At 77.2% G+C, this 21,615-nt stretch carries 18 protein-coding genes; 13 read left to right on the top strand and 5 right to left on the bottom strand.

The genetic code is table 11. The features are described 5' to 3' along the window. Window positions 1–17: 17 nt before the first annotated feature. Both hutU and RSE42_RS17870 read left to right on the top strand, forming a co-directional pair. On the top strand, window positions 18–1,697 hold the full coding sequence (gene hutU / locus RSE42_RS17875) for a urocanate hydratase (RefSeq protein ID WP_391513058.1): 1,680 nt from the start codon (window positions 18–20) through the stop codon (window positions 1,695–1,697). Then, entirely contained in the window at window positions 1,694–3,019 is a 1,326-nt protein-coding gene (locus RSE42_RS17870; protein WP_415297438.1) for an amidohydrolase family protein, read from the top strand. The genes hutU and RSE42_RS17870 overlap by 4 nt, the downstream gene beginning before the upstream one ends. A 113-nt stretch (window positions 3,020–3,132) precedes the next feature. Here RSE42_RS17870 and RSE42_RS17865 read toward each other — a convergent pair whose 3' ends face one another. Both RSE42_RS17865 and RSE42_RS17860 read right to left on the bottom strand, forming a co-directional pair. Then, window positions 3,133–4,152, bottom strand: a complete 1,020-nt coding sequence (locus RSE42_RS17865; RefSeq protein ID WP_415297437.1) for an arginase family protein — start codon at window positions 4,150–4,152, stop codon at window positions 3,133–3,135. Between the two features lie 51 nt (window positions 4,153–4,203). Further along, complete coding sequence (locus RSE42_RS17860) at window positions 4,204–5,103, bottom strand: universal stress protein (protein ID WP_170982150.1); 900 nt, start codon at window positions 5,101–5,103, stop codon at window positions 4,204–4,206. A gap of 213 nt (window positions 5,104–5,316) precedes the next feature. Here RSE42_RS17860 and RSE42_RS17855 point away from each other — a divergent pair, with 213 nt between their 5' ends. The 3 genes from RSE42_RS17855 to RSE42_RS17845 all read left to right on the top strand — a co-directional run bounded on the left by RSE42_RS17855 (window position 5,317) and on the right by RSE42_RS17845 (window position 7,208). Next, window positions 5,317–6,045 (top strand): response regulator, encoded by a 729-nt coding sequence (locus tag RSE42_RS17855; protein WP_081599919.1) that lies wholly within the window; start codon window positions 5,317–5,319, stop codon window positions 6,043–6,045. Window positions 6,046–6,190: 145 nt separating this feature from the next. Then, window positions 6,191–6,664, top strand: coding sequence for a pyridoxamine 5'-phosphate oxidase family protein (locus RSE42_RS17850; protein WP_415297436.1), 474 nt, complete (start codon window positions 6,191–6,193; stop codon window positions 6,662–6,664). A 28-nt stretch (window positions 6,665–6,692) separates the two neighbouring features. Further along, window positions 6,693–7,208: a GNAT family N-acetyltransferase gene (locus tag RSE42_RS17845; protein WP_391513054.1), complete on the top strand. Its 516-nt coding sequence runs from the start codon at window positions 6,693–6,695 to the stop codon at window positions 7,206–7,208. Between the two features lie 33 nt (window positions 7,209–7,241). Here RSE42_RS17845 and RSE42_RS17840 read toward each other — a convergent pair whose 3' ends face one another. Beyond that, entirely contained in the window at window positions 7,242–8,417 is a 1,176-nt protein-coding gene (locus tag RSE42_RS17840) for a GAF domain-containing sensor histidine kinase (protein WP_232322677.1), read from the bottom strand. A 198-nt stretch (window positions 8,418–8,615) separates the two neighbouring features. On the opposite strand from RSE42_RS17840, the gene RSE42_RS17835 reads away from it, so the two are divergent. Then, on the top strand, window positions 8,616–9,425 hold the full coding sequence (locus tag RSE42_RS17835) for a tetratricopeptide repeat protein (RefSeq protein WP_415297435.1): 810 nt from the start codon (window positions 8,616–8,618) through the stop codon (window positions 9,423–9,425). Between the two features lie 243 nt (window positions 9,426–9,668). Here the strand turns inward: RSE42_RS17835 and RSE42_RS17830 are convergent, their stop codons facing one another. Both RSE42_RS17830 and RSE42_RS17825 read right to left on the bottom strand, forming a co-directional pair. Beyond that, window positions 9,669–10,241 carry a hypothetical protein gene (locus RSE42_RS17830; protein WP_396050000.1) on the bottom strand — a complete coding sequence of 191 codons (573 nt, stop codon included), beginning with the start codon at window positions 10,239–10,241 and terminating at the stop codon, window positions 9,669–9,671. A gap of 175 nt (window positions 10,242–10,416) precedes the next feature. Continuing rightward, window positions 10,417–10,935: a hypothetical protein gene (locus tag RSE42_RS17825; protein ID WP_158097174.1), complete on the bottom strand. Its 519-nt coding sequence runs from the start codon at window positions 10,933–10,935 to the stop codon at window positions 10,417–10,419. 197 nt (window positions 10,936–11,132) lie between these two features. On the opposite strand from RSE42_RS17825, the gene RSE42_RS17820 reads away from it, so the two are divergent. The 7 genes from RSE42_RS17820 to RSE42_RS17790 all read left to right on the top strand — a co-directional run bounded on the left by RSE42_RS17820 (window position 11,133) and on the right by RSE42_RS17790 (window position 21,611). Next, on the top strand, window positions 11,133–13,196 hold the full coding sequence (locus tag RSE42_RS17820; RefSeq protein ID WP_171468543.1) for a D-alanyl-D-alanine carboxypeptidase family protein: 2,064 nt from the start codon (window positions 11,133–11,135) through the stop codon (window positions 13,194–13,196). Window positions 13,197–13,416: 220 nt separating this feature from the next. Further along, a complete protein-coding gene (locus RSE42_RS17815; RefSeq protein WP_415297434.1) occupies window positions 13,417–15,156 on the top strand; it encodes an ABC-F family ATP-binding cassette domain-containing protein in 1,740 nt (579 codons plus the stop codon). Between the two features lie 126 nt (window positions 15,157–15,282). Then, window positions 15,283–15,816 (top strand): DUF2087 domain-containing protein, encoded by a 534-nt coding sequence (locus RSE42_RS17810; protein ID WP_255438033.1) that lies wholly within the window; start codon window positions 15,283–15,285, stop codon window positions 15,814–15,816. A gap of 60 nt (window positions 15,817–15,876) precedes the next feature. Continuing rightward, window positions 15,877–16,410 (top strand): aminoacyl-tRNA deacylase, encoded by a 534-nt coding sequence (locus tag RSE42_RS17805; RefSeq protein ID WP_034650291.1) that lies wholly within the window; start codon window positions 15,877–15,879, stop codon window positions 16,408–16,410. A gap of 337 nt (window positions 16,411–16,747) precedes the next feature. Continuing rightward, window positions 16,748–17,122, top strand: coding sequence for an STAS domain-containing protein (locus tag RSE42_RS17800; protein ID WP_021483854.1), 375 nt, complete (start codon window positions 16,748–16,750; stop codon window positions 17,120–17,122). 65 nt (window positions 17,123–17,187) lie between these two features. After that, the gene (locus RSE42_RS17795) at window positions 17,188–18,483 is read left to right on the top strand and encodes an exonuclease SbcCD subunit D (RefSeq protein ID WP_415297433.1); all 1,296 of its coding nucleotides are present in this window, start codon (window positions 17,188–17,190) and stop codon (window positions 18,481–18,483) included. Then, window positions 18,483–21,611: an AAA family ATPase gene (locus tag RSE42_RS17790; protein WP_415297432.1), complete on the top strand. Its 3,129-nt coding sequence runs from the start codon at window positions 18,483–18,485 to the stop codon at window positions 21,609–21,611. The genes RSE42_RS17795 and RSE42_RS17790 overlap by 1 nt, the downstream gene beginning before the upstream one ends. The last annotated feature ends 4 nt before the right edge of the window (window positions 21,612–21,615 follow it).

The raw sequence follows: 21,615 nt of genomic DNA, 5'->3' as shown, positions 1-21,615 counted from the left end.
GAAGGAGCGAGACGACCATGGCCCACGAGCCGACCCACCGCCTCGGCACGCCCGTCCCCGTCCGCGCCCCGCGCGGCACGACCCTCACCGCGCGGTCGTGGCAGACCGAGGCGCCGCTGCGGATGCTCATGAACAACCTCGACCCCGAGGTCGCGGAGCGGCCCGACGACCTCGTCGTCTACGGCGGCACCGGCCGGGCGGCACGCGACTGGCCGAGCTACCACGCGATCGTCCGCACGCTCACGACGCTCGCGGACGACGAGACGCTCCTCGTGCAGTCGGGCAAGCCGGTCGGGGTGCTGCGGACGCACGAGTGGGCGCCGCGCGTGCTGCTCGCGAACTCGAACCTCGTGGGGGACTGGGCGACGTGGCCCGAGTTCCGCCGGCTCGAGGCGACGGGCCTGACGATGTACGGGCAGATGACGGCGGGGTCGTGGATCTACATCGGCGCGCAGGGCATCCTCCAGGGCACGTACGAGACGCTCGCCGCGGTCGCCGCGAAGCGATTCGGGGGCTCGCTCGCCGGCACGCTCACCCTCACCGGCGGGTGCGGCGGGATGGGCGGCGCGCAGCCGCTCGCGGTGACGCTCAACGGCGGCGCGTGCCTCGTGGTCGACGTCGACCGGTCGCGCCTCGACCGGCGCGTGCGCGAGCGGTACCTCGACGTCGTCGCCGACGACCTCGACGCCGCGGTCCGGCTCGTCGAGGACGCGCGGCGCGAGCGCCGGGCGCTGTCGGTGGGGGTCGAGGGGAACAGCGCGACGGTCGTGCCGGAGCTGCTGCGACGCGGGGTCGAGGTCGACGTCGTCACGGACCAGACGTCGGCGCACGACCCGTTGTCGTACCTGCCGGTCGGGGTGGACCTCGCGGACTGGGCCGACTACGCCGCCGCGAAGCCCGACGAGCTCACCGACCGCGCGCGCGAGTCCATGGCCCGGCACGTGGAGGGCATGGTCGGGTTCCTCGACGCGGGCGCCGAGGTGTTCGACTACGGCAACTCGATCCGCGACGAGGCGCGTCGCGGCGGCTACGACCGCGCGTTCGACTTCCCGGGGTTCGTGCCCGCGTACATCCGGCCGCTGTTCGCGCAGGGCAAGGGCCCGTTCCGGTGGGCCGCGCTCTCGGGCGACCCGCGCGACATCGCCGCGACCGACGCCGCCGTGCTCGACCTGTTCGACGACGACCACCTCCACCGCTGGATCCGCGCCGCCCAGGAGCGCGTCGCGTTCCAGGGCCTGCCCGCGCGCATCTGCTGGCTCGGGCACGGCGAGCGCGACCGCGCGGGCCTCGCGTTCAACGACCTCGTCGCCTCGGGCGTGGTGCGCGCTCCGGTCGTCATCGGCCGCGACCATCTCGACGCCGGGTCGGTCGCGTCCCCGTACCGCGAGACGGAGGCCATGGCCGACGGCTCCGACGCGATCGCCGACTGGCCGCTGCTCAACGCGCTCACGGCCGCGTCGTCGGGCGCGACGTGGGTCTCGATCCACCAGGGCGGCGGCGTCGGCATGGGCCGCTCGATCCACGCGGGCCAGGTGTCCGTCGCCGACGGCACGCCGCTCGCCGCGGCCAAGCTCGCGCGCGTGCTCTCGAACGACCCGGGCCTCGGGGTGCTGCGCCACGTCGACGCCGGGTACGACGACGCGGTCGTCGCCGCCGAGCGCGGCGGGCTCCGCGTCCCCGCGCGGGAGACGCCGTGACGGGTCGCCGCGCGGCGGGCACGTCCTCGGTGCCCGGGTCGACCCTCGTCACCGGCATCGGGGAGCTGACGACCAACGCCCCGGGCGGTCCCGGCACGCGCGACGGCGACCCGACCGGCCTGGTGACGGACGCCGTCGTGCTGCTCGACGGCGGCCGGGTCGCCTGGGCGGGCCCGGCCCGGGAGGCGCGGGACGCCGTCGGGCACGCGCTGGACGGACGGGAGCCGGACGTGACCGTCGACGCGGGCGGGCGCGCGGTGCTCCCCGGGTTCGTCGACTCGCACACCCACCTCGTGTTCGCGGGCGACCGCGCCGCCGAGTTCGAGGCGCGCATGGCCGGGCGCCCGTACGAGGCGGGCGGCATCCGGTCGACCGTCGCCGCGACGCGCGCCGCGTCCGACGACGTGCTCCGCGCCGGGCTGGCCCGGCACCTCGACGAGGCGGCCCGCCAGGGCACGACCACGGTCGAGGTGAAGAGCGGCTACGGCCTCACCGTCGCGGACGAGGAGCGGTCCGTGCGGCTCGCGCGCGAGGTGACGCCCGAGGTGACGTTCCTCGGGGCGCACGTCGTGCCGGTGGAGTACGCGGGCCGGGCCGACGCGTACGTCGACCTCGTGTGCGGGGAGATGCTCGCCGCGTGCGCGCCGCACGCCCGGTGGGTCGACGTGTTCTGCGAGACCGGCGCGTTCACGCCCGAGCAGTCGCGCCGCGTGCTCGTGGCCGGGGCCGCCACCGGGCTCGGCGTGCGCGTGCACGCTGGCCAGCTCGGCCCGGGGGAGGGGGTGCGCCTCGCCGTCGGGCTGGGCGCCGCCGCTGTGGACCACTGCACGTACCTCACCGACGACGACGTCGCGGCGCTCGCCGGCTCGTGGACCGACAGCGGGACGCGGCCGAACGGGACGTCGCGAGCCGTCGCCGGGACCGTCGCGACGTCGGGAGCGGGCGCCGGGACCGTCGCGACCCTTCTCCCCGGCGTCGAGTTCTCGACGCGCCAGCCCTACCCCGACGCGCGACGCCTCCTCGACGCGGGCGCCGTCGTCGCGCTCGCGAGCGACTGCAACCCCGGGTCGAGCTACACGTCGTCGATGCCGCTGTGCGTGGCGCTCGCGGTCCGCGAGATGCGGATGACCGTCGCCGAGGCCGTGTGGTCCGCCACCGCGGGCGGCGCGCTCGCGCTGCGGCGGGACGACGTCGGCCACCTCGCCCCCGGCGCCCGGGCCGACGTCGTGCTGCTCGACGCCCCGAGCCGCACCCACCTCGCCTACCGCCCGGGCGTCCCCCTGGTCGCGAAGACGTGGAAATCCGGCCACCCCCACCCCTGACCCACCCCCCTGACCCACCCGGCGTCGAACAGGTGGTCCTGGTGCGTCCGGGTCGCGTGTCGTGCCAGGACCACCTGGTGGGCCGGCCGGCACCGCCTGTTCGGCGGAGGCGCCTACGTCCGCAGCGGCTCCGCGGTCGGCGGGTGGAGGGAGAGGCCGGCCGCGAGCTCCAGGACGCAGAGGGCGGCGAGGCGGACCGTGCGGCCGTCGGGGGCGTCGGCCGTCGCGTCGACCTCGACGACGTCGGCGGAGCGGAGCCGGCCGTCGAGCGCCGCGGCCCGGACGAGGGCGCGCAGCTCCCACGCCGCGATCCCGCCGGGGGCGCTCGCGGGGCAGCCCGGGGCGACGGAGCGGTCGCACACGTCGACGTCCACGTCGAGGTGCACCGGCCCGCCCGCGGCGCCCGCGACCTCCATGGCCGCACGCATCACCTCCTCGGGCCCGCGCCGGCGCAGCTCGTCGACGTGCACGACGGTGATCCCCAGCTCGACGGCGCGGCGCGCGTACTCGGCGGAGTTCGCGAAGTCCGCGATGCCGACCTGCACGACCCGCCGCGGGTCGAGCCCCGCCTCGATGAGCCGTCGCACCGGCGACCCGTTGGACACGCCGTCGCGCAGGTCGTGGTGGGCGTCGAGCGTGACGAGGCCCGCGGTGGCGAGGTCGTCGCCCCACGCGCCGAGCGCGGTCGCGACGGTCACGGAGTTGTCGCCGCCCAGCGCGACGAGCAGCCGTGCGCGCTCCAGCGCGGTCCGGACCGCCGCGCGCGTCCGGGCCTCGCCCTCCGCGCCGTCGGGCTCGTCGACGTCGCCGAGGTCGGCGAACGTGAGCTCGGCGAGGTCGACGGGATCGGCCCGCTCTCCGAGGCCTCGGGCACCGACGCCGGCGACGGGTCGCACGCGGGCGGAGGGGCCGCCGTCGGGCAGGGGGCGGTCGGGGACGAGCGCGGGGCTGTACCGGCGCAGCGCGGCGCGCACCGCGTTGGGTGTCGCGTGGGCGCCGGTCGGCGAGAGCGACGTGCGCCAGGCCGGGACGCCGAGCAGCGCGACGTCGACGGCGTCGCCCGTCGGCCCGGGCCAGTCGCCCGCCCGGGGCCACGAGGGGTCGTGCGGGAGGGCCTGCGCGTCGTCGCTCACGGTCTCGACGCTAGCGGCCCGACGGCGGCCCCGCCCTGCGCGGACGGCACCCTAGTCGCGCGCCGCGTGCACGACGGCGACGGGGTGCGTCGCGTGGTGCAGCACCTCCTGGCTCACGGAGCCGAGGAGCATGCCGCGCAGGTCGCCGCGGCCGCGCGACCCGACGACGGTCAGCGCGGCCCCCGCCGCGGCCTCCCGGAGGGCGACGGACGGCTCGCGGTCGACGACGAACGTCTCGACGAGGACGTCGTCGTGCTCCGCGGTGCGCACGCGCGCGAGCGCGGCCTCCACGGTGCGCGACGCCTCGGCGCGCGCGTCCCGCTCGGCGGCGGTGTAGAACGCGGGGTTCTCCTCCCACAGCGGCCCGGCGGGCAGGCGCCAGGCGCACACCGCGACGACGCGGGAGCGCGTGCGCGCGGCCTCGTCGAGCGCGAACCGGAGCGCGGCGTCGCCGTGCACGGACCCGTCGACGCCGACCACGACGTCGGTCGTGCGCTCCACGTGGTCCACGGACGGCGGCACCACGACGACCGGCACCGGCGCGCGGGCGGCCAGCCGGGTCCCCACGGACCCGAAGAACATCGACCCGACGGACCCGAGCCCGCGCGACCCCACGACGACGAGGTCCGCGTCCTTGGCCTCGTCGAGCAGCGCCTCCGAGGGCGGGCCGGAGCGCAGCAGCGTCCGCACGGGCACCGACGCGTCCACGCGTGCGGCGCGCTCGGCGGCGGCCGAGAGGATGGGGCCGGCGATCTCGCCGAGCTCCTCGACGCTCGGGTAGTACGCGCCGCCGACGAACGGCGTCGCGACGACGGGCACGTACGCGACGTGCAGCACGCGCAGCTCCGCGCCCCGACGTGCCGCCTCGTGCACCGCCCAGTCCAGGGCCTTGCCGCTCGTCGTGCTGCCGTCCACACCGACCAGCACGACCTGCTGCGTCGATCCGCTCACCATGACCACCTCGGTCCTGTCGTCCCCTTCGTGGCGGTCGTCCCGCCACCTGCCACACCTCCTGGATACCGCGCGCGGGCGGTCCGCCGCACCCGGCGACCGCCCCCGACGCGCGGGACGCTCGGCACGACCCACCGGGACGAAGGTCCCGCACCCGCGGCGCCACGGGCGGGCGCGCGCGAGAATCCCCCTCCGACCGGCTACGTTGAGGGCATGGGCTCTCCCCACCCGATCCGCGTGTTCCTGCTCGACGACCACGAGGTGGTCCGCCGCGGCGTCGCCGCTCTGCTCGAGGCCGCCGGTGACATCACCGTCGTCGGCGAGGCCGGCACCGCCGCCTCCGCGCTCGCCCGCATCAAGGCGACGCGTCCCGACGTCGCGATCCTCGACGTGCGCCTGCCCGACGGCTCGGGCGTCGAGGTGTGCCGCGAGGTGCGCTCCGAGCTGCCCGAGGTCGGCTGCCTCATGCTCACGTCCTTCGCCGACGACGAGGCGCTGTTCCAGGCCGTCCTCGCCGGGGCGTCGGGGTACGTCCTCAAGCAGATCCACGGGTCCGACCTCGTCGGCGCGGTCCGCACGGTCGCGGCGGGCGGGTCGCTGCTCGACCCGGCGAGCACCGCGCGCGTGCTGGAGCGCCTGCGGCACGCCGCGGACGAGACGCCGGACCGCCTCGAGGGCCTGTCCCAGCAGGAGCGCCAGATCGTCGCGCTCATCGGCGAGGGCCTGACGAACCGCGAGATCGGCAAGCGCCTCTACCTCGCGGAGAAGACGGTCAAGAACTACGTCTCCCACGTCCTCGCGACGCTCGGCCTGCAGCGCCGCACCCAGGTCGCGGTCCTCGCGACCGAGATGCGCCAGGAGGAGGCGTCCCGCCAGGGCGCCCCGGGCGCGGGCGGTCCCACCGGGGACCGGCAGCACGGTGGCCCGGCGCAGCGTCCCTGACGGCGGGCCCGACCCGCAGGGCGGGACGGGGCCCGAGGGCTCGCCCGCGCACGGTCCGGGGACCGACGCCCACGGACCGGGCGACCGCGCGGCGTCGGGACCTTCGGCACTCCCGGATCTGACACCGCGGCGCGACGATGTGGAGATGGACACAGTCGAGCGGACCGGGACAGGGGCACCGGTGGGGAGCGGGGGGCTCGCGACGGCCGAGCGCCCGCGCGCCTCGGCAGGGCTCGCGGAGCTCACGCCGGAGGAGAGCTACGCGCTCCTCGCGACCGTCCCCGTGGGCAGGATCGTCTACACCGACCACGCGCTGCCGGCGATCCAGCCGGTGAACTTCGTGCTCGACGGCCCGGACGTCGTGTTCCGGACCGCGGAGGGCTCGAAGCTCGCGGTGGCCGCCAGCCGCGCCGTCGTGGCGTTCGAGGTCGACTCGTTCGACGCCGACGCCCGCTCCGGGTGGTCCGTCGTGCTCGTCGGCCGCACGTTCGAGGTCACGGAGCCGGTGGAGCGCGCGCGGCTGCTCGCGCTGCCGCTCGTGACCTTCGTGCCCGGCGCGCGCGACCGCGTCATCAAGGTCGTGCCGCGCATCGTTACGGGGCGGCGGATACTGCGCTGACGCCGGGTGCGCGCACTACGCTCGCTGGGTGACCCCGACGACGACCGAGGTGCGCACCGCGACGCCCGCGGACTGGCCGGGCATCTGGCGGGCGCTCAAGCCCGTGTTCCGCGCGGGGGAGACGTACACGTATCCGCGCGACATCACCGAGGCCGACGCTCGGGCCGCGTGGCTCGACGCCCCAGGGGCGCGCGTCCTCGTGGCCGTCCCGGCGGAGGACGGCGCCCGCGGCACCGTGCTCGGCACGGCGAAGTACCTGCCCAACCACCCCGGTGCCGGGGCGCACGTCGCGAACGCGAGCTTCGTCGTCGGGCCCGTCGGCGCCGGGCGTGGCGTCGGCCGGGCGCTCGCGCGCGCCGTGCTCGACGGTGCGCGCGCCGACGGCTACCGGGCGATGCAGTTCAACGCGGTCGTGGAGACGAACGAGCGGGCAGTCCGGCTCTGGGAGTCGCTGGGGTTCACGATCCTCGCGACCGTCCCCGAGGCGTTCGACCACCCGGTGCACGGGCTCGTCGGCCTGCACGTCATGCACCGGACGCTCTGAGCACCCGGCCCGGCGGGCCGCGCGACGGGCGCGTCAGCCGAGCGGCACCCACCACTCGAGGCGCGTGCCGCCGTCGGGCCGGGCGGTCGCGGTGCTGGACCCGCCGAGCGCGGCGGCGCGCGCCTGCATGTTCCGCAGGCCGGAGCGCCGGCCGCCGGGCTGGATGCCCACGCCGTCGTCGGTGACCGTGAGGCGCGCCTCGTGCGCGGTCACGGCCAGGTGCACGACGACGCGGCTCGCCTGCGCGTGCCGGGCCACGTTGGTCAGGGCCTCGCCGAGCACGACGACGAGCTGGTCCGCGACCTCGGCCGGCAGGCTCGGGCCGCCGTCGGTGACGCCCGCGCCCGACCCCTCGGCCGCCACCTCGACGTCGACCTCGGGCGCGAACCCGAGCACGGTCGTCGCGGCCTCGGCCTGCGCGCGGAACCGGTCCTCGATCGAGGGCGCGTCCGGGTCCGTGGCCGTGTGCAGCGCGAAGATCGTGGACCGGATCTGCCGGATCGTCTCGTCGAGGTCGGAGACGGTCTCCTCGATGCGCGTGCGCGCGTTCGGGTCGCTGACGAGCGGCTGCACGCTCATGAGCGTCATGGCCGACGCGAAGAGGCGCTGGATGACGACGTCGTGCAGGTCGCGCGCGATCCGGTCGCGGTCCTCCAGGACGCCGACCTGCTTCGCCCGGCCGTAGAGCCGCGCGTTCTCGATGGCGACGCCCGCGGCGGCGGCGAGCGCGACCACGGCCGCCTCGTCCTCCGCGGTGAACTCCTCGCACCCGCCCCCGGGGACCTGCTTGTCGGTGAGGTAGAGGTTGCCGAACACCGTGTCGCGCACCCGCACCGGCACGCCGAGGAACGTGTGCATGGGCGGGTGGCCCTCGGGGAAGCCGGCCGAGCGCACGTCGTCGGCGATCTCCGGGACGCGGATGGGCGCCGGGTGGTCGATGAGCTCGCCCAGCAGACCCTCGCCGTGCGGCCAGTGGTCGATCTCGGCGACCTCGTCGTCCGAGAGGCCCAGGGGGATGAACTGCGCGAGGCGCTCGCGCCCCGAGGCGTCGAGCACCCCGAGCGCGCCGTACCGGGCGCCCGTGAGCTCCATCGCCGCGTCGACGATGCGCCGCAGCACCTGCGGCAGGTCGAGGTCGCTCGTCACCGCCACGACGGCGTCCAGCACGCGTTGCCCGGCGCTGGCCGGCAGGTCGGTCGTTCCGCTCACCCGATGCAGTCTCCCAGACCCCGGCGGTCGGGCGGCACCCGTCTCGCCCGGGGTGTGACGTGGGCGACACCGCCGCGCTATCGTGCGTCCACATCTCGGGACGTCCGACGCCGTCCTGCCGCCGGCCGCACGTCGCCGTCGTGCAGGTCCCGGACCACCGGGCCGTCGACGCAGGGGGCCGAAGGGACGCGGTGCCGCATGCCGACCACCGACCAGGGCGCGGACGTCGCCCCGCACTCCGGGGCGCCCGCCGAGGCCGCGGCGAGCGCCCTCGCGGACCTGCGGTCCGCCGTCGGGCACCTGCACCCCGACGACCCGGCCGAGCTCGTCGCGATCGCCGACGACCTGCGCGCGCTCGGCAGCCCGGCCGCCGCGGTCCCGTTCTACGAGGCGGCCGTCGAGCAGGGCGTGCCCGGGGCCGTGTACCGGCTGGGCGTCGCGCACCACGAGGCGGGCGACGCCGCGGAGGCGTTCCGCTGCTTCGAGCTCGCCGGTCTGGCGGGCGACGCGCTGGGGGCGTTCATGGCCGCGCAGGTCGCGGCGGAGCGCGGCGACCTGCACGCGGCCCGCCGCTGGTACGAGCTCGCGCAGGGTGTCGAGGGCGCGGCCGTGCGGCTCGCGCAGGTGCTCGCCGAGCTGGGGGAGCGCGACGCGGCCGACGACGTCCTCGCGGCGACGTCGGGCGAGAGCTGGGAGGCGGCGGTCGAGCTCGTGCGCAGCGGCGCGCTCGCCCCGGACGCCGCCGTCGCGCTGCTCGAGGGGTGGGCCGGGACGGGCGAGGCGCGCGTCGCGGCGACCCTCGCGGACCTCTACGTGCGCGCGGGCCGCGGGCCGGACGCCGAGGACCTGCTCGAGCAGGCGGCGCTCGCCGGCGAGCCGACGGCGCGCACGAGCCTCGGGGTGCTCCGCCTCCGGGCGGGCCGCGTCGCCGAGGCGATGGCCCTGTGGCACGAGGCGGCCGCCCAGGGCGATCCCCAGGCGGCGGAGCTGCTGGCCCGCTTCGGCTGACGCCGGGGTCGCACCGGACCGGGCGGCCGCGGGCCGGGCACGCAGAAAGGCGCCCGGCGGGCGACCGGCTCCGTCGAGCTGTCGGTCGCCCTGCCGGGCGCGGAGGGCGGGACGTGCGGGTGGTCTCCCCACCGCCCGCACGCCCCTCTTCCCCCGGGAGCGACTCCCTGCAGCGACGGCCTCAGATCGTCGCGCGGTATCGGTCGCCCCGTGGCCCGCCGCACACGGCGGGCGGTCGAACCGTCAGACCAGCCAGGCGTTGCGCTGGACGAACGGGATCCTCTTCCACGTCTTGCCGAGCCCGAGCACGCTGCCCGCCCCGAGGAGCGTGAGAGCGATGATCGTGAGCGACATCGTGATGTGGTCGTCGATGATCGGGTTGGTCACGAGCGGGAGCTCGGCCAGGTACATGAGCAGGAGCAGGAGCGTGCCGCTCACCGCGGCGATCCGCATCCCGATGCCCAGGATCAGGGCGAGCCCGATGCCGAGCAGGCCGACCATGAAGAGCACGTCGATGAACGCGTTCCCCGCGAGGCCGCTGAAGAAGCCCGAGAACGTGCCCTCGAGGTTCGACAGGAAGCCGGTGGTCGGGCTGTTCCCGTTGAGCCACGACCGCTCGGCGGGGGTGGCGAACCCGAGCCCGAACGTCTTGTCGAGGAAGGCCCAGAGGAAGTAGAACCCGATCGTGATCCGCAGGACGCCGAGGACCACCTGGGTGGGCCGCGTGGCGCGCTCCGCGAGGCTGAGGGTCTCCGGCTCGGTGCCTTCGACCGTAGGGAGCGGCGCGTTGGCGTTCCGCTCGATCGTCCCCTTCATCACTGTCCCCTCTCATCGACCCGTCCGGTGCGGTCGGGCTCCTGAGACCAAGCAAACCCCTGTGAAGGAAGGGTGGACGTCAGGCAAAAGTCGCCGGGCCCGGGGACCTAGGTCCCCGGCGCGGACGAGGGTCCGGCGATACCGGGCACGGGCCGATCGCGCGCGGCCCGTGCGGTCAGGAGCCCGACGCGTCCTCGAGGTCCGCGCGGAGCTCGTCGACCCGGGTGCGCAGGCTCTCGATCGCGTCGCGCACCGCGGCGTCGGCACCGGAGAGGGAGCCCGCGACGTCGCCCAGCTCGGTGGACGCGTCCTCGAGCGCGGCCTCGGCGTCGGCCAGGCGCTGCTCGGCCTGGGCGCGCGTCTCGTCCGTGGCGGACGCCGCCTCGTCCGCCGCGGCGCGGGCCTCGTCGGCGGCCTCCTGCGCGGACGCGACGGCCTCCTCGGCGCGGGTGCGCGTGTCGTCCGGGAGGGTGCCCAGGTCGTCCGTGAGCGACCGGACGTCCTCGCCGATCGTCTCGACCTGCGCGCCCGCGTCGTCGAGGAACTGCTGGACCTGGTCGCCTGTCAGGGTGAATTCCGGCACGCTCACCGAGCCGTCCTCGGCGCACCCGCCCAGCGCGACGGTCGCGGCGACGGCTGCCCCGAGCGCGAGGGCGCGGGACGTTGACCTGCGGTGACGTGTCGGTGAACTCATGGGGCGATTGTCCACCGCGAACATGAGACCGGGGTGAGAGCCTCGTGGAGGCGGTGTACGGTAGGCGGACGAGGGCACTGTGGCGTGCAGCACACCGATCGTGTGCGCGCGCAGCCGTGACGTCGGGCGCGACGACGCGCACATCCGGCGTGCGGGACCGCAGGCCCGTGGCAGGGCACGAAGCACGGGAGTGAGCGGTGAGCACCACGGCGGAGCACGAGGGCGCGGACGACGCGCCCGTGACGCTCGAGCCCGCGCCCGCCGCCGCCGCGGTGGGCCCGGAGTCGTTCGGACGGCGCGCGCGGGCCGTGTCGCACGTCCTCATCTCGTCGGCGCTCGCCATCACGCTCGCCGCGGCCCTCGCCGGCAGCGCCCAACCCCGCCCGGGCGCGTCGTTCTTCGCGCAGGAGGCGACCACGGCGACCCAGGTCGCGGCGCTATCGAGCACGCTCGGGGCCGGCCTCGACGAGGGCCAGCAGCTCGACGGCGCCATCGAGGTCCTCGCGACGGCCAACGCGCTCGACGACGGCCACGTCTCCCCGCCCGTCGAGCAGGCCCGCGCCGAGCTCGGCATGCTCCTGGCCACCTACCTCGCGCAGCAGGACGCGGCCCGCCGCGTCCCCGCGCCCCTCGTGCCCGCCGGCGACCTCGACCTGGACGAGTCGCTCGACGGCGCGCAGGTCCCCGAGCTGCCGGAGCCGCTCGGCCCGGGTACGGGCGCAGGCGCCGGCGCTGGTGACGACGACACCACGACGGGCACGGACGGCGAGACCGCGGACCCCGCGACCGACCGCCCGGCGCAGCAGCCCGCGACGGTCGACGCCGCCGGGGACGCGGCGGCGGATGCGGTCCGCACCGCGGCGACGCCCACCGCGCCCTCGCCGAGCCCGACGAGCAGCCCGTCCCCCGGCGCGTCCACCGACCCCTCGCCGAGCGTCACCCCGAGCCCCGGCGGCGCGCCGAGCCCGGCGCCCGGCACGAGCACGCCCCTGGACCCGTCCGCCCCCGGCGGCACGGGATCCCCGGGAGGCCCGGGGTCCCCGGGCGACCGGACGCTGCCCGAGGACGAGGTGCCCGCGCCCGACGGGGTGGCACCCGGCGAGATCGACGGTTCCCAGGACCCGGCCGACGGCTCGGCTGACAGCGGTGACGGCGACCACGCCGAGGGCGACGACCACGTGCACGGCGACGTGACGCTGGAGGACGTCCTCGCCTCCGCGACGACGCTCGCCGAGCTGCTCGGCACCGACCTCGTGCCGGTCGGGGTCGTCCCGGCCGCCGGGGCGACGGCGCTCGCGGGCACGACCCTCGCGGAGCGGCTCGCCGAGGTCGTCGAGCGGTACGCGGGCTCGACGGCGCAGTACCAGAACGGCCGCATCCCGCCCGAGGCGCTGTGCGCGCTCGACTTCGCGCCGGGCAAGACCCTGCGCTGCGACGCCGCGGAGCAGCTCGAGGCCCTCGCCGCCGAGTTCGAGAAGGAGTTCGGGTACGCGCTGAAGATCACCGACGCGTACCGCCCGTACGACGAGCAGGTGCGCCTCAAGGCGGTCAAGCCCTACCTCGCGGCCGTGCCCGGCACGTCGCAGCACGGGTGGGGGCTCGCGATCGACGTCGGCGGGAACGTGCCGTCGGGGACGTCGCTCGAGTACGTCTGGCTCCGCACGCACGGCCCGGACTACGGCTGGGACAACCCCGCGTGGGCGCGGCCCAACGGCTCCAAGCCGGAGCCGTGGCACTTCGAGTTCTTCGCGGCAGGCAAGATGCCGACGCGGTACACGCCTGCCGAGAGCAGCGCGCCGTCCACGCCGCAGAAGCCGGCGGGGCCGAGCGCGCCCGCGCCGAAGCCGACGACCCCGCCCGCGCCGCAGCCCCCGGCACCGACGCCCACGCCGACGCCGACGCCGACGGAACCTCCGCCGACGAAGCCCACGGACCCGCCGCCGCCCACGACCGTCGCCGTCCCGGCGAACCTCGTCGGCAATCAGCAGGCCGCCGTGGAGGCAGCGCTCCAGGGCGCCGGGCTGAAGGTCAGCGTCACGACGAAGGTCGACGAGGCCGCGCCCGGGACCGTGCTGTCCGTCGCGCCGGGCTCCGGCACCCAGGTCGCACCGGGAAGCACGGTCGCGATCGTCGTCTCGTCCGGGCCGCCGCCCGAGCCCGAGCCCGAGCCGTCACCCGAGCCGACGGACCCGGCACCCGAGCCCACGGTCGCGCCGACCCAGGCCCCGACGGCCCCCGGGACGGAGCCGACCACCCCCTGAGCCGAGGGGCGTCGTCGGGCCTCGGTGGAACCGTGGGCGCGCCCGGCGCGAGGGCAGCGCCGGGAAAATGCCGTGCGTCTCCTGTGCCGACGGCGTAGCGTCGGGCGCGATGTGATCCTCACCCGCCCCGGCCGCTCCGTCCCGTCGAGCCCGTCGCCGTGGCCCCCGCCGCCCTCCGCGGCGTGCGCGCGCCACCCGGGCACCTGGTAGGTGATCACCCATGGCACGTCCCACCCCTGTCCTGCGCGCGACCGACGTCCGCGTGTCCTTCGCGGGCCGCGCGGTCCTGCGCGGCGTCGACCTCGCCGTCGACCCCGGCCATCGCACGGGTCTCGTCGGCGAGAACGGCGTCGGCAAGTCCACGCTCCTGCGGGTGCTCGCGGGCACGCTCGCGCCCGACGACGGCACGGTGAGCCGGCCCGCGGACCTCGGGTTCCTGCACCAGGAGTTCCCGTACCCGTCGACGACGACGGTCCGCGCGGTCGTCGACGACGCGCTCGCGCGCGTGCGCGGGATCGAGCGCGAGCTCGAGGAGGCGGCGCTCGCCCTCGCCGGCGACCCGGGCGGCGACCCCGTCCCCGGTGCCGAGGAGGCGTACGCGCGCGCCCTTGCGCGCGCCGAGCTCGCCGACGTCTGGGACGCCGACGCGCGGGCCGCGCGCACGCTCGCGGGTCTCGGGCTCGACGTCGAGGGGGTCGCCGGCCGCGAGGTCGGGTCGCTGTCCGGGGGCCAGCGCACGCGGCTCGGCCTCGCCGCGCTGCTCGTGCGCCAGCCCGGCGCGATGCTGCTCGACGAGCCGACGAACCATCTCGACGACGCCGCGGCGGAGTTCCTCGCCGCGGCGCTGCGCGCGCTCCCGGGCGCCGTGGTGCTCGCGAGCCACGACCGCGTGTTCCTCGACGAGGTGTGCACCGAGATCCTCGACCTCGACCCGGTCGCGGAGCCGCTCCGCGGCGCGGGCGGCGGAGACGCGGCGCGCGGCGGGGGAGCGGGGACCCTCTACGGCGGCACGTACGGCGACTACCTCGAGGCCAAGCGCGTCGAGCGCGAGCGCTGGGAGCAGCGCTTCGAGGCGGAGCAGGCCGAGCTCGCGGAGCTGCGGCGCGGCGTCGCGGTGACGGCCCGGGACGTCGCGAAGAACCGTGAGCGGGGCAACCAGGCGAAGATCCTCTACGACTTCAAGGGCGAGCGCGTGCAGGGCCAGGTCGCGCGGCGCGTGCGCAACGCGCAGCAGCGGCTCGACGCGCTCGAGCGCGACCAGGTGCGCAAGCCGCCCCCGCCCCTGCGCTTCGCCCCGCCGAGCGGGGGGACCCGCCTCGCGCCGGGCGGTGGCGACGTGGTCGCGTGGGCGCGGGGCGTCGTCGTGCACCGGCCGGGGCGCGGAGGGCCCGGGGCCGCCCCGGGCGAGCGGCCGGACCGGCTCGACATGGCGGCGTCGGGCGTCCCGTCGATCGAGGTCGCCCGGGGGAGCCGGCTGCTCGTCACCGGCGCCAACGGCGCCGGGAAGTCCACGCTGCTGCACGTGCTCGCGGGCGACCTGGTGCCCGACGCCGGCACCGTGGGCCGGGCGCGCGGGGTCCGGGTGGGGCTGCTCGAGCAGGACGTGCACCTGCACGACGACGACCGCACCCCGCGCGAGCTGCTCGCCCTCGCGCAGGGCGTGGACGCGGCGGACGCGCGCGACGCGGCCGTGGACGCGCACGGCCTCCTCGCGCCGCGCGACCTGGGCCGACGGCTCGCGGAGCTCTCCGTGGGGCAGCGCCGGCGCGTGGTGCTCGCGATGCTCGTCACGCAGGCGCCCGACGTGCTGCTCCTCGACGAGCCGACGAACCACGTGTCGCTCACCCTTGCGGGCGAGCTCATGGAGGCCGTGGAGGAGTGGCCGGGCGCCGTGGTCGTGGCGTCGCACGACCGGTGGCTGCGGCGTCGTTGGCAGGGCGACGCCGTGCACCTCGCCTGACGGCCACGCCGCGCTCGTCGGTCCGGCCGCGGGGTGGGGCGCGGGCGGGCCCGGGAGGTGGAGCACGGGGTGCGGGGTCCGGGAACGCGGTGGCCGTGCGCGGCGCGGCGTGCGTAGGGTCGGGCGGTGGACGACGACCGGACGGGCGCCTCGGTGCCCGACAACGCGTGGAAGCAGGTGGTCGCGTCGCTCGCCGACGCGGGACGGCTCGAGGTGCTCGCGCGCGTCGTGACCGAAGGGCCCGCGGAGGCGGTGCTGTCGGCCGACGAGCGCCGTCGGCTCGCGCCGCTCCTCGCCGCGGGCGTCGTGGTGCGCGAGGAGACGGGCTTCCTGCGGGCGGCGCCCGAGCGGTTCGCGGCCCTGCTCGCGACCGTGCCCACGCCGCGCCCCACGGGCCCCGACCGCTTCCTCACGGACGGACGCCTGCTGCGCATGCCGAAGCGGTGGCGCGACCGCGAGCTCGTCGTGCGGTACCTCGCGGCGCAGGTGCTCCCGCTGGAGGAGCCCGTCACCGAGCTCACGCTGACCAGGCGGCTCGCGGCGCGCGCGGCGGACCCCGTGTCGCTGCGGCGCGCGATGGTCGACGCGGGCCTCGTGCACCGCACGCGCGACGGCGCCGAGTACTGGCGCACCGTCGTGACGGAGTTCGACGACGTCTGACGGGCGGCGGCCTCGCTACGGCAGCCCGTGCGTCGGGGGCGAGGGCTAGGGTCGGTTCTCATGAGCAGCGAGCGCGCCGTGGCGGCGCTGGAGGCGTCGGGCATCGACTTCACCCTCACCCGGCACGGCCGGGTGGGGTCGCTGGAGGAGGCCGCCGCCGCGCGCGGCGTGCACCCGGCGCGCGTCCTCAAGACGATCGTCGTGCGGCGCGCGGAGGACGACTACCTGTTCGTGCTCGTCCCGGGCGACCGGCAGATCTCGTGGCCCAAGCTGCGCGCGCTGCTCGGGGTGTCGCGCCTGTCCATGCCGGACAAGGAGGTCGCGCGCGACGTCACGGGGTACGAGCGCGGCACCATCACGCCGTTCGGCGCCACGCACGCGTGGCCCGTCGTGGCGGACGTGCGCGTGGTCGCCGTGCGCGGCGAGGACGAGGTGGACGTCGCGGGCGAGGCGGCCACCCCGGAGACCCCGGGCGACGGCGACCACCTCGTCTCGATCGGCGCCGGCGAGCACGGCGTGGCCGCGACGGTCGACGGGCAGGCCCTCGTGGCGGCCCTCGGCGCCCAGGTCGCCGACGTCACCGAGCCCCTGTAGCGGGTCCGGGAACGAGCCCTGCGGCGCCGCCCGGGCTGCGCCTCAGCGTGGCGGTCACGGGGCTCCGGGAGGCGCGCGCAGGCACCGGCGCGGTCCGGGTTGTGAGGGTTCGGAGGAAGGTCGCGGTCGACCGTCGCGCGGGCTGGTGTGCGCCCCGCGCCGGGTGCAGACTCTGGGGTGCTCCGGTCACGGTCGCCTGGTCCGACCCACCGCCCGACGGTCACGGCGAGCGGCCGGACGGAGCCGTGAGGCAGGCGCAGGGAACAGGCCACCACCGCCGGACGTTGTCCGGAGGGGCGGCCGACAGCAGCAGGACGACTCGAGAGAAGCGGGAACCGTGGACACAGGCAGCGCGATCGACCGGACGAGCGGGATCGTCTACGCCCCGGCGGACGGCGGCGTGGTCGTGACGATGTGGGGCGAGGTCGACGCGGCGCTGCGCGACCGCGCGAGCGAGGCGATGTCCTACGTGCTCGACACCCGCGGGCGCGTCGTGGTGGACGTCGCCGACGTCACCTTCATCGACTCCTCGGGCATTGCGTTCATCATCCAGCTCTACATGCTCGGCGAGGAGGACGGCCGCGAGGTCGTGCTCCGCGACCCGTCGCCGAGCATCGTCGAGCTGCTCGACATGATCGGCATGGGCGGGCGCATCCCCGTCGAGCGCAGCGGCGCCTCGACGGGCCCGATCGAGGTCGTCGGCGCCGTCTGACACCCGCGCGCCCGCCGCCGCCCCGGGTCCCCGGGGCTGTGGGAGCCGGCCGGTACGGTGCGGGCATGCGCATCCTGCACACCTCCGACTGGCACCTCGGGCGCACCTTGCACGGGGTCGACCTGCTGGAGCACCAGGCCGCGCACCTCGACCACCTCGTCGAGCTGACCCGCTCCGAGGCGGTCGACGCGGTCGTCGTCGCGGGTGACGTCTACGACCGCGCGATCCCGCCGGTCGACGCCGTCTCCCTCCTCTCGGACGCGGTGACGCGGCTCGCCGAGCACGCGCACGTCGTCGTCACGCCGGGCAACCACGACTCCGCCGTCCGGCTCGGGTTCGGCGACCGCCTCCTGCGCCCGGGCGTCCACGTGCGGGCGCGCCTGGCCGACGTCGGTGCGCCCGTCGTCCTGGGCCCGCGCCCCGGTTCGACAGACGGTGACGGCTCCCCGCTGCTCGTCTACGCGCTCCCGTACCTGGACCCGGACACGGCCCGCCACGTCCTCGCGGACGCCGCGGACGCGCCGGACGCCGACGCTCCCGACGCCGAGAGGGCGGGCGGCGACCCGGTGAGGCCGCGGCCGCTCGCGCGGTCCCACGAGGCCGTCATGGGCGCAGCCCTGCGTCGGGTGGGCGCCGATCTCGCGCGGCGCCGCGCCGCGGACCCGGGGGTGCGGGCGGTCGTCGTCGGGCACGCGTTCGTCGTGGGTGGCCTGGCGTCGGACTCCGAGCGCGACATCCGCGTGGGCGGCGTGGACGCCGTCCCGGCCGCCGCGTTCGCGGGTCGCGGGGTGGACTACGTGGCGCTCGGCCACCTGCACGGGCCGCAGCGCGTCACCGTCCCGGAGGTCGGCGGCGGAGAGGTCGGGGGCGGTGTGGCGACCGTCGCCCGCTACTCGGGCTCGCCCCTCGCGTTCTCCTTCTCGGAGCTGCACCAGCGCAAGTCCACCGCGCTCGTCGACGTCCACCGGCTCCGCACGGACGCCGACGCGGCGGTCGAGCTCGTCCCCGCTCCCGTGCCGCGCCGCCTCGCGGAGGTGACCGGCTCGCTCGACGAGATGCTCGGGGAGGCGGGCGAGCCGCACGTCGACGACTGGCTGCGCGTCGTCGTGACGGACCCGGTCCGGCCCGCCGAGCTGTACGCCCGCGTCCGGTCCCGGTTCCCGCACGCGCTCCAGGTGACGCACCGCCCGCCGCGCGTCGCCGAGCGGGAGGTCGTGACCGCCGTCGGGCCGGGGCGCGACCCGCTGGACGTCGCGCGCGACTTCGTCGAGCACGTCTCCGGCCACGCCCCCAGCGACGCGGAGGTCGTCGTGCTGCGCGAGGCGTTCGAGCTCGCGCTCGCCGAGGAGCGCAGCGCCTGATGCACCTGCACTCCCTGACCTTCCAGGCGATCGGCCCGTTCGCGGGCCGCCACCACGTCGACCTCGCGGCGCTCGGCGCGTCCGGGATCTACCTCCTCGAGGGGCCGACGGGCGCGGGCAAGTCCACGATCATCGACGCGATCGTGTTCGCGCTCTACGGCAAGGTCGCCTCCGACGCCGCGAGCGACGACCGTCTCCGTTCGGCGTTCGCGGGACCGGACGTCGAGTCGTACGTCGACCTCGTACTGGAGGTCCCGGCGGGGGTCTTCCGCGTCCGGCGCACGCCCGAGTACCGCCGCCCCAAGAAGCGCGGCACCGGCACCACGACCCAGCAGGCCTCGGTGCGGCTCTGGCGGCTCGCCGAGGTGCCGCCCACCGACGCGCCGGACGCGGTCGAGGACGCCGCGGGCGAGCTGCTCTCCGCACGGCTCGACGAGGCGGGCGACGAGATCCGCCGGCTCGTGGGCCTCGACCGGCGCCAGCTCGTGCAGACGGTCGTGCTGCCGCAGGGCGAGTTCGCGACGTTCCTGCGCGCGAAGCCCGAGGACCGGGCCGTGCTGCTCCAGAAGGTCTTCGGCACGGAGCTCTACCACCGCGCCGCGGGGCGCCTGGCGGAGCTCGCGCGCGCGGCGCGCTCGCGCACGGACGCCGCGCGGCAGGGCGTCGTGGGCGCGGCGGAGCGGTTCACGGGGGCTGCCGGGCTCGGGCCCGACGACGCGCGGCGGCTGCGCGAGGCGGCGGACGACGACGACCGGCTGCGGAGGGCGGACGACGACGCCCCGGCCGCTGCGGAGGCGGCGCCGGGCGTCCACGCGCTCGCCGTCGCGCACGTCGCGCGCCTCGACACCGAGGCCGCGTCGCTGGCCGAGCGTGCGGCGGGGGCCGACGCGACGCTTATCGCCGCGCGTGAGCGGTTCGAGCACGAGCGCGCCCGGCACGACGCGCTGGAGCGGCGAGCCCGGCTGCGGGCCGACGCGGCACGCCTCGACGGGGAGGAGGCGGCGGTGGCCGAGTGTCGCCGTCGGGCGGACGCGGCGGCACGTGCCGCGGTCGTCGCTCCGGCCGCCCAGGGCCTCGCACGCGCCGAGCAGACCCTGCGCGCCGCGCTCGACCGGCTCGCGCTCGCGCGCACCGGGGCGCCCGCCGTCCTCGCCGACGCCGACCCGACGACGCTCGAGGCCCTGCGCGCCGACGTCGCGACGGCGGCCGTCCGCGTGGCGCGGCTCGTCCCGGTGGGGGCGTCGCTGCCCGCGCGCGACCGCGAGCTCGCCGACGGGCGAAAGGAGGTCGCGCAGGCGACGGAGGAGCGCGGTCGCGTGCTGGCCGAGCTCGACGCGCGTCCGGCGCGCCGCGACGCCGTGCGCGCGCGGGTCGCGTCCCTCGCCGAGGCCGCGGGCGAGCTCGGGGTGCTCCGCGAGCGGGCGGACCGCGCCCGGGCGGTCGAGGAGGCGGCGCGCCAGACGGCGGCGCTCGCGACCGAGGCGGCCGAGGCGCACGCCGAGCGGGCGCGGGCCGCGGCCCGGGCGCACGAGGCGGTGGAGCACGAGGCCCGGTTGCGGGCCGCGCGCATCGCGGGTCTGGCCGGGGAGCTCGCCGCGGGCCTCGCCGTCGGCGAGCCGTGCCCGGTGTGCGGCGGGGCCGAGCACCCGCACCCGGCGCCGCTCGCCGAGGACCACCCGGCGGTCGAGGACGTCGAGCGCGCCGAGCGGGAGCGCGCGGAGGCCGAGCGCCTGCTGCACGACGTCTCGGCCCGCGCTCAGGTGCTCGCCGAGCGGTGCGAGGCCCGTCGTCGGGACGCCGACGGCCTGACCCCGCAGGAGGCCGGGCAGCGGGTCGCGCACGCGGAGGAGCTGGTGGCCGCCGCGCGCACCGCGGAGCGTGAGCGCGCCGAGGCCGAGCGCGAGCTCGAGGAGCTGGACGCGGAGACGCGTGCGCTGGAGGCCCGGGCGGCCGGGCTCGCCGAGGCGGTCGCGGGCACGACCGCGCGGCTCCAGGAGATCGAGGCGGCCCTCGCGCGCGACCGCGCCGAGATCCGCTCCGAGCTCGACGCGGCGGGCCCGCTCGTGGAGCTCGTGGACCTGCCCGACCCGCTCGCCGACGAGGGCGGCGCGCGCAACCCCGTCGCCGTCCTCGCGGCCGCGCTGGAGGGACGGGTGCGCACGATCGACGCGCTCGCGGACGCGGGCAGCGCCGTCGCCGCCGCGCAGCGGGCGTGCGAGGAGCGTGCGGCCGACGTCGCCGCGCTCGTCGCGCGGTCGGGGTTCGTGGACGCGGCCGAGGCGCTCGCCGCGGTGCTCGACGACGCCGAGCGGCACGCGCTCTCTCAGCGCGTCGCGGAGCACGACGCGGCGCGGACCGCGACGGCGACCGGCCTCGCGGACCCGGCGCTCGCCGACCTGCCCGAGGACGTACGGGCCGACGTCGCGGGCGCGCGCGCCGCCGTCGACGAGGCAGAGGCCGTGGCCGGGGCCGCGGCGCGGCAGCACGAGCTCGTCGCCCGCCGTGCCGAGGAGGCCCGGACGGCGGCCGAGGGCGTCGGGGCGGCGGTCGACGGCTGGACCGCGGCGCGGGACGCGGCGGGACCGGTCGTGCGCATGGCGGCGCTCGCGTCGGGCACGGGCGACAACGCGCACGACCTCTCGCTCGCGACGTTCGTGCTCGTGCAGCGGTTCGAGGACGTGGTCGCTGCGGCGAACGAGCGCCTCGCCGAGATGTCGTCGGGGCGGTACGAGCTCGTGCGCAGCGCGACGCGCGAGGACGTGCGGGCGCACAAGCGCGGCCTCGCGATGAAGGTGCTCGACCACGTGACGGAGCGCGAGCGCGACCCGCGCACGCTGTCCGGCGGGGAGACGTTCTACGTGTCGCTGTGCCTCGCCCTCGGGCTCGCGGACGTCGTCACGGCCGAGGCGGGCGGCATCGAGCTCGGGACGCTGTTCGTCGACGAGGGCTTCGGCAGCCTCGACCCCGAGACGCTGGAGGCCGTCCTCGCGGCGCTCGGCCGGCTCCGCGCGGGCGGGCGCGTCGTGGGCGTCGTCTCCCACGTCGAGGCGCTCAAGCAGTCCGTCGCGGAGCGCGTCGAGGTCCGCCGCCTCCCCGGCGGCGGCAGCACGCTCAGCGTGCGGGCCTGACCAG

Origin of the sequence: Cellulosimicrobium sp. SJTW-1, assembly GCF_047716875.1 — a bacterium.
GTDB classification, from domain to species: domain Bacteria; phylum Actinomycetota; class Actinomycetes; order Actinomycetales; family Cellulomonadaceae; genus Cellulosimicrobium; species Cellulosimicrobium funkei.
Note: the sequence above shows the minus strand (reverse complement) of the source record. Positions and strands in the feature narration are given on the sequence as shown.